This window comes from Aquimarina sp. RZ0, from assembly GCF_008370685.1.
Lineage (GTDB): Bacteria > Bacteroidota > Bacteroidia > Flavobacteriales > Flavobacteriaceae > Aquimarina.
The window spans coordinates 24864-31201 of sequence record NZ_VTZU01000077.1 but is presented as its reverse complement, the minus strand read 5'-3'; the positions used below and the strand labels follow the sequence as shown (position 1 = coordinate 31201).

Genomic DNA, 6338 nt, shown 5'->3' with positions numbered 1-6338 from the left:
AACATTATGATAAAATCGTATCTCTTAATGGAGAGCTGTGTTACATTTCAGGATGCAAACTACACAAAGGGGAATTCCTGATTATTATATCCTTGAACAAACCACAACAAGCTAATCAAGATTACAAGCAACGATGGCAGATAGAAATGTGTTTTAAAGCAATGAAATCCAGTGGTTTTGATATTTAAAAAACACACCTACAAAAGATAGAGCGTATAGAAAAACTTGTACTATTAGTTATCATAGCATTGGTATGGTGCTATAAGATAGGGATACATCTACACCTGAATATAAAACCTATTCAAGTCAAAAAATACGGTAGAAAAGCTAGGTCTATATTTAAATATGGACTTGACTATATAGCGAATGTATTATTAAACGCTTTAAATCAGTCAAATATAAATATCAACCAATTTTTGTCATGTACTTAGGAATTTTTTATATCAGCAAGGGGCAACATCCTCCAGAATCTTTACTTCTAAGATTACTCTCTAATTGTCGATGAATATATTTGGAAGGCTTGTTTCTGGTAACAGCGGATAATAACTTGTTATACGATTTGTGATTAAAAAATTCGTATAAATTCATTGAATTATTTTTTCTTTATGTAAGGCAAAAAAATCAAGCATAGCTATAGCTACGGTTTATTTTTTAAACGAAGTAGAAAGGAAAAAGAAACGATGAATATGCGAAATTTTTAGTTATAAATCGTATTAATCCCATCATCACTATACACTTTTAACCAACGCTAGACTGTGGAATAATGAACTCCTAAATAAGCAACAACTTACTCAAGAGTACTATAGATATCAGATTTGAGTAAAAACAAACATTTTCTACTATTGTGAGAGCCTATAGTCCTTATACTTACAATTTATAATTCTATAGCTCTTCCAGATCCTCTGATATGATAAAATTTCGTTTTCCTCTCATACCTGAAAGACACAAAATATTTGTCTTATATTATAATAGATTTGGTATAAATACACTTTACTTAAGCCAGTTTTTTAACCCGCATTATTCATCGGTCGTAGAATTTTCTTATGCTGTTGGTTGATTGAATTGATTTTATAGGATAGCACTACGATTTTATTTTTTGCAGCTAATTTCCACTATTTTTTTAAGTTTTGATTGCTATTCTATGGGTTAAAAATGTGTTTTTTCATCACAAGACATAGCTATCCCAAGGTTGTTATATTTTTCAATGTAACAACCTTTACTGTTTTAAAAGTTCTAGAAATAGCTTTTGATATACAAAAGCTTTGGAGAGACGGTAAAATATTCTACGTTTGGTCTTTTTAATAGTGGCTCCTACTTTTAGTAAATAGGTTCTAATACTGTTAATCTGCCATTTTTTAGCGTTTTCAAACTTGGTTGTTTTTATTTTTAGAATTAGAAACAATTCATAAGCAATACTGCTGATAAGTAATCTGAAGAAGTTTGCGAAAAATCCGTGATTAGACAGTCGATCAGAAAAGCACATATTTTTGATCTCTTTGATTCTGTTTTCACTAGCTTCTCCTCTTTTTACATAAAATCCAAAATAAATATCTCTAGCCTCAGTAGCCTTGAAATTACTAATGACATGTCTTATGTTCATTCCTAATCCTGTACTTTCTATTTTGGAATAGCATTGCTGTTCTTTATGCCAACTCTTTGCTTTGTAGGTGAAACTAATGAAATGTTGGTGTTTTTGTCCTTGTTCAAGATACAAGTGTTTTACAGCCTTTGATGCTCTACAGACCTTTCTTTTTAATACTTCATAACTGGCTACTCCTATGGTATATTTTAAAGCATATTTATCAGCTAATTCATAAAAACCAGCACAATTAAAACCACTATCGGCACGAATAATAATTTCCATATCTGGATATACTTGACGTATTTTGTGGATCACACGTTTTAAAATACTCACATACCATTTATTAGAATGACTATTACCATGGCGTAGCACAGGAACTATGATTTGACCCGTATCCCCATCGTGAAAAAACAGCTCGTTGTACATAAATTGACCATAATATCCATTAAACATCGAGAATTGTTGCTTACCATAAGTAGGATCATCTGTAGCGTCTATATCAATGGTAATACTTCTACGACCCTTTAAACTGGATACATAACGATCTATCCAACTATAACACAAAGAAAAAATAGTTTGTTTATACTATTTTCAAATCTAGACAAAGTAGGTTGAGAGGCTAGATCTCCTTCTAAAATATCCTTATACAATGGGTCGTGTTGTAAGTGAAAAACATCGTTGCAATCTTCATAGCCCTGCATCAACATAAAAACACGTTGTTTTAGTAACTTCTTGACACTGTGAACAATCAACAATGGATGACGCTTATCTGTTATTTGGTTACTAAAATAATCAATGATTTTATGACGCCGCTCTAATTTCTCTAATAGAACAATTGCTCCATCGGAGCTGATTTCTTCTGGTGAAAAATCAACAGAAATACAACTGTTATCTCTGTAAAATACCGTATTTTTAATACTCATTTTTGGGTGTAATTAAAAAGTGTTAATTCTTTTGTTTCTCATTTAAAGTTAACATTTTACACCCATTCAACAACTAATACAATGAATTTTTCGGGTTAACAATTGATCATATTATATGGTGTCTTTTTTGGGTATTTTTTTGTGTTAAAAAAATATTAATTAGAACAAGAACTACTAAACAAATGAGTTTAATTATTAAATTAAATTATTATTAAAACATATCTGAAAATTGTTATCAAAAATGTGAGTTTTATCAGTTGACAGATATTAGAAATTATTACTAGATATGTTTACAATGACCTACAAATAATTATACCTTATCTCCTGCAAAGAGATTGCCCCAATGTAACCTTTACTCTATGATAAATAATAAGTTAGTCTGCTTTTTTATGATATTACTATTTAGTAATATCAATTTGATTTCTCAAGAAAAAATACATACTGTTCATGATTCTTTAAAAAAACTCACCTATCAGGGTTTATATGATAAATACATATTGTCTTCTAAAGACACTGTTAAATCATTAATATACCTAAACGCCTTCTTAGAAAAAGGAATAAAAGAAAATAACAAGATTAGAAAAGCTCAGGCATATAGTTTTTTACATTTTTATCAAAAAGATAATAATGAAAAGCTAAAAATGCTGGATATCTCAATACAACTAACAGCAGATGGAAATCATGATTTTTTTCCTATTGTTCCTTATTCTTTTAAAGGCGGTTATTATTATGAACACGGAGATTACAAAAAATCGTTGGACAATTACATCAAAGCTTTAGAAGCTGCTTATAAGGTTAACAATACAGAATATATTTATATAACAAAACATAATATAGGGAAACTGAAATCTAAAATAGGGCGGTATAAAGAAGCATTAGCTATTTTAAAGCAATGCTATACATATGAGAAAAATAAAGAATCTATAGATGTTCTGCCGTATCTTTCTTCAATAGTACTGCTAAGTGAAACCTATACCAAAATCAAAGAAACAGATTCATCAGCGATACTCATCGAAAAATATTTGAGTTTGGCAAAAAATAATGATTCCGAAATTTATAACAGACTCTTACTTAACAAAGGGATAAATTTATTTCATGAAAGAAAAATTGAACAAGCTTATCAGAATATTTACAAATCCATCGATCAACTGGGTAAGATCCAGGATAAATCATTCTTAATCACAGCATATTTCTACTTAGGAAAAATACAATTATTTAATAAGAATCAGGAAAAAGCAAAAATCAATTTCAAAAAAGTGGATTCTATTTATAGTATCGCTAAATATCCGTCTGAGATAATCCGAAAAGCTTATGAACACCTTATAAAGTTCAATAAATCAAAGAGCGATATTGCTAACCAATTAATCTATATCGATAAATTATTAAAGTTTGATAGTATTAATAAGATCAATAATCATTACCTGGAAGAAAAAATCCAGGAGGGATATGATACTCCAGAGTTGTTAAATGAAAAAGAAAAAATAATTGATCTCTTGGAAAGCAAAAACGAAAACTTTGTAGTACTAAATATTACCCTTTTTGGAACTATCTTGTTAACCATATTTTTATTCATTCTCAACTATAGAAAAAGAAAAATATATCAGAGAAAATTTGAAGACTTTTTACAGGTTCGGTCTTCTGACGCTACAACAGAAAAAACTAAAAACGCTACTGGGTATAAAGAAGATTATTATATAAAAATACCTCAGGAGATCATGGAAAAAATATTAAAAAACTTGGATGAATTCGAAGAAAATAATTGCTTTTTAGAAACTCATATAACCTCTACACTTTTGGCCAAAAGATTTGAAACCAATTCTAAATACTTATCTAAAATAATCCATTATTACAGGCACAAAAATTTTAATACTTATATTAATGATTTAAGAATTGATTATATCGTTTCAAAATTAAGAGAAGATACCAAACTGAGAAGTTTTACAATAGAAGCAATTGCAAAATCTTGCGGATTTAATACTACTAGTGCTTTTTCAAAATCATTTTACAAAAAAACAGGAATATATCCATCATATTTTATTAAAAAACTTACGCCCGATGAAAAAGTTGTATAGCTTATTATGCATTTTGGCATTTTTGTATTATTAGCCACAAAATAAACAATGGTTCTTTTGAGCTGATTAGGTATCATTTATAGTAATGATTTAGGATGGTATTATCTCTGTTGTTGGCTCTGTAAAAAGAGTTGAGTATGTTGAAAAGATATATTTTGAGAATATATGCACTTATTTATGAATCGTAACTAATGATCAAAATTGAGTAATAAAGAGTATATGATGATGGAGACGTATCTTTTTAATTGAGAATACGAATTAAACCTCCCTATATCTAAAACAACTTATAGTATGATCATTGACCATTCCAATGGCTTGCATAAATGCATATACCACCGTAGAACCTATAAATTTAAACCCTCTTTTTTTTAGGTCTTTACTAATACGATCAGATAAAGGGGTAGTTGCGGGACATTCTTTATGATGTTTCCAGGTATTAATGATAGGTTTTCTATCGATAAATCCCCAGATATAGGTATCGAAACTGCCAAATTCTTCCTGGATTTTCATAAAATTTTGTGCGTTGCTAATTGCAGCATTTACCTTAAGTTTATTCCTGATGATTCCTGCATTATGAAGTAGCTCATCTTTCTTAAATTCATTGTATTGCGCAATAATTTTATAATCAAAATTATCAAAAGCTATTCTGAAATTCTCACGTTTGCGAAGAATGGTTATCCAGCTTAATCCAGCCTGAAAGGTTTCTAAAACCAGGAATTCGAATAAAAGCTGTTCATCGTGTAAGGGCACTCCCCATTCATTGTCGTGATAAGATTCATATAACGAATCTCCCACACACCAACCACATTTTTCTTTTTTCATATTTTTTCTTTTTATAACAATCAGGATGTTTTTTTACTGTTTAGTGTAATAGATTCTGGTTGCAATAGATAAGCTACCTGCTTAGGGTTGAGAAAAGTTTTATTAAAGCAGCATCACAATTTTAAGGGATTGAAGGTATTAAAAAAAGAAATTACTTTATTTAATTTTAGGCCTCTTTTTTATTGAAAAACAACACCCTTTTTAATTATGTTTTATAATTTAGTACAATGACAAGATGTAAGTTTTGTTTTTTGTAACCGTCTTAATATATAACAATTTGAAGAAAATATTTATGAATTCCACAGCGATAGAAATAGATGAATTAATAAAAAAAGGAATAGATAATTCATACTCTTATGAAGAATATAGAACGTTAGTTAGTGACTTATTAAAAGAAAATAAATCTACAGGGCACCAGCAATCAGAAGCGCTCACTAATTATAGTATGTTAAATGATCGTAGGATGAAACGATTAGATAAAACATTAAAGATTGATCCATCCATAGAAAATACTTTCTCTAAGATGGAAGCGAATATTACTTGGTTAGTGCTGACAGAAGGATGGTGTGGAGATGCTGCACAATCATTGCCAGTCATAAATAAATTAGCAAAGATGAATGACGGTATCAACTTAAGGATAATTTCCAGAGATGATAATGATGAATTAATGAATAATTTCTTAACTAATGGTGGTAAATCTATTCCTAAGTTAATAGCATATAATAATCAAAGTAAGGAAGTAGTTGATTCATGGGGCCCAAGACCATCAATTGCGACAAAAATGGTACATGATTATAAGGCAGAACACGGTAGTTTGGATCCACAGTTTAAGGAAGATCTGCAAGTTTGGTATAATAAAGATAAGGGAAGAAATATTGCAGAAGATTTAAAGAAAATGTTGTAATAATACTGGTTGGCGTAATAAAATCTACTTTAAAA

General features: G+C 29.5%; 6 protein-coding genes and 1 pseudogene. 3 read left to right on the top strand and 4 right to left on the bottom strand.

Translation table 11 applies throughout. The features are described from left to right. Positions 1 to 188 (top strand): annotated as a pseudogene (locus F0000_RS27925) (IS4 family transposase); the annotation flags it as partial. 250 nt (positions 189 to 438) lie between these two features. Here F0000_RS27925 and F0000_RS27920 read toward each other — a convergent pair. The 3 genes from F0000_RS27920 to F0000_RS22240 form a co-directional block, all read right to left on the bottom strand. After that, on the bottom strand, positions 439 to 588 hold the full coding sequence (locus F0000_RS27920) for a hypothetical protein (protein ID WP_188112227.1): 150 nt from the start codon (positions 586 to 588) through the stop codon (positions 439 to 441). Positions 589 to 1216: 628 nt separating this feature from the next. Further along, the gene (locus F0000_RS22245) at positions 1217 to 2146 is read right to left on the bottom strand and encodes an IS1380 family transposase (RefSeq protein WP_188112226.1); all 930 of its coding nucleotides are present in this window, start codon (positions 2144 to 2146) and stop codon (positions 1217 to 1219) included. Continuing rightward, positions 2128 to 2505: a transposase gene (locus F0000_RS22240; RefSeq protein ID WP_149626924.1), complete on the bottom strand. Its 378-nt coding sequence runs from the start codon at positions 2503 to 2505 to the stop codon at positions 2128 to 2130. Before F0000_RS22240 ends, F0000_RS22245 begins: the two co-directional genes overlap by 19 nt. Positions 2506 to 2894: 389 nt before the next feature. On the opposite strand from F0000_RS22240, the gene F0000_RS22235 reads away from it, so the two are divergent. Continuing rightward, positions 2895 to 4577 carry an AraC family transcriptional regulator gene (locus tag F0000_RS22235; RefSeq protein WP_188112225.1) on the top strand — a complete coding sequence of 561 codons (1683 nt, stop codon included), beginning with the start codon at positions 2895 to 2897 and terminating at the stop codon, positions 4575 to 4577. 258 nt (positions 4578 to 4835) lie between these two features. Here F0000_RS22235 and F0000_RS22230 read toward each other — a convergent pair whose 3' ends face one another. After that, positions 4836 to 5399, bottom strand: coding sequence for a DNA-3-methyladenine glycosylase I (locus F0000_RS22230; protein WP_149626922.1), 564 nt, complete (start codon positions 5397 to 5399; stop codon positions 4836 to 4838). A 292-nt stretch (positions 5400 to 5691) separates the two neighbouring features. Between F0000_RS22230 and F0000_RS22225 the strand changes: the two genes are divergently transcribed. After that, complete coding sequence (locus tag F0000_RS22225) at positions 5692 to 6303, top strand: thioredoxin family protein (RefSeq protein ID WP_149626921.1); 612 nt, start codon at positions 5692 to 5694, stop codon at positions 6301 to 6303. The last annotated feature ends 35 nt before the right edge of the window (positions 6304 to 6338 follow it).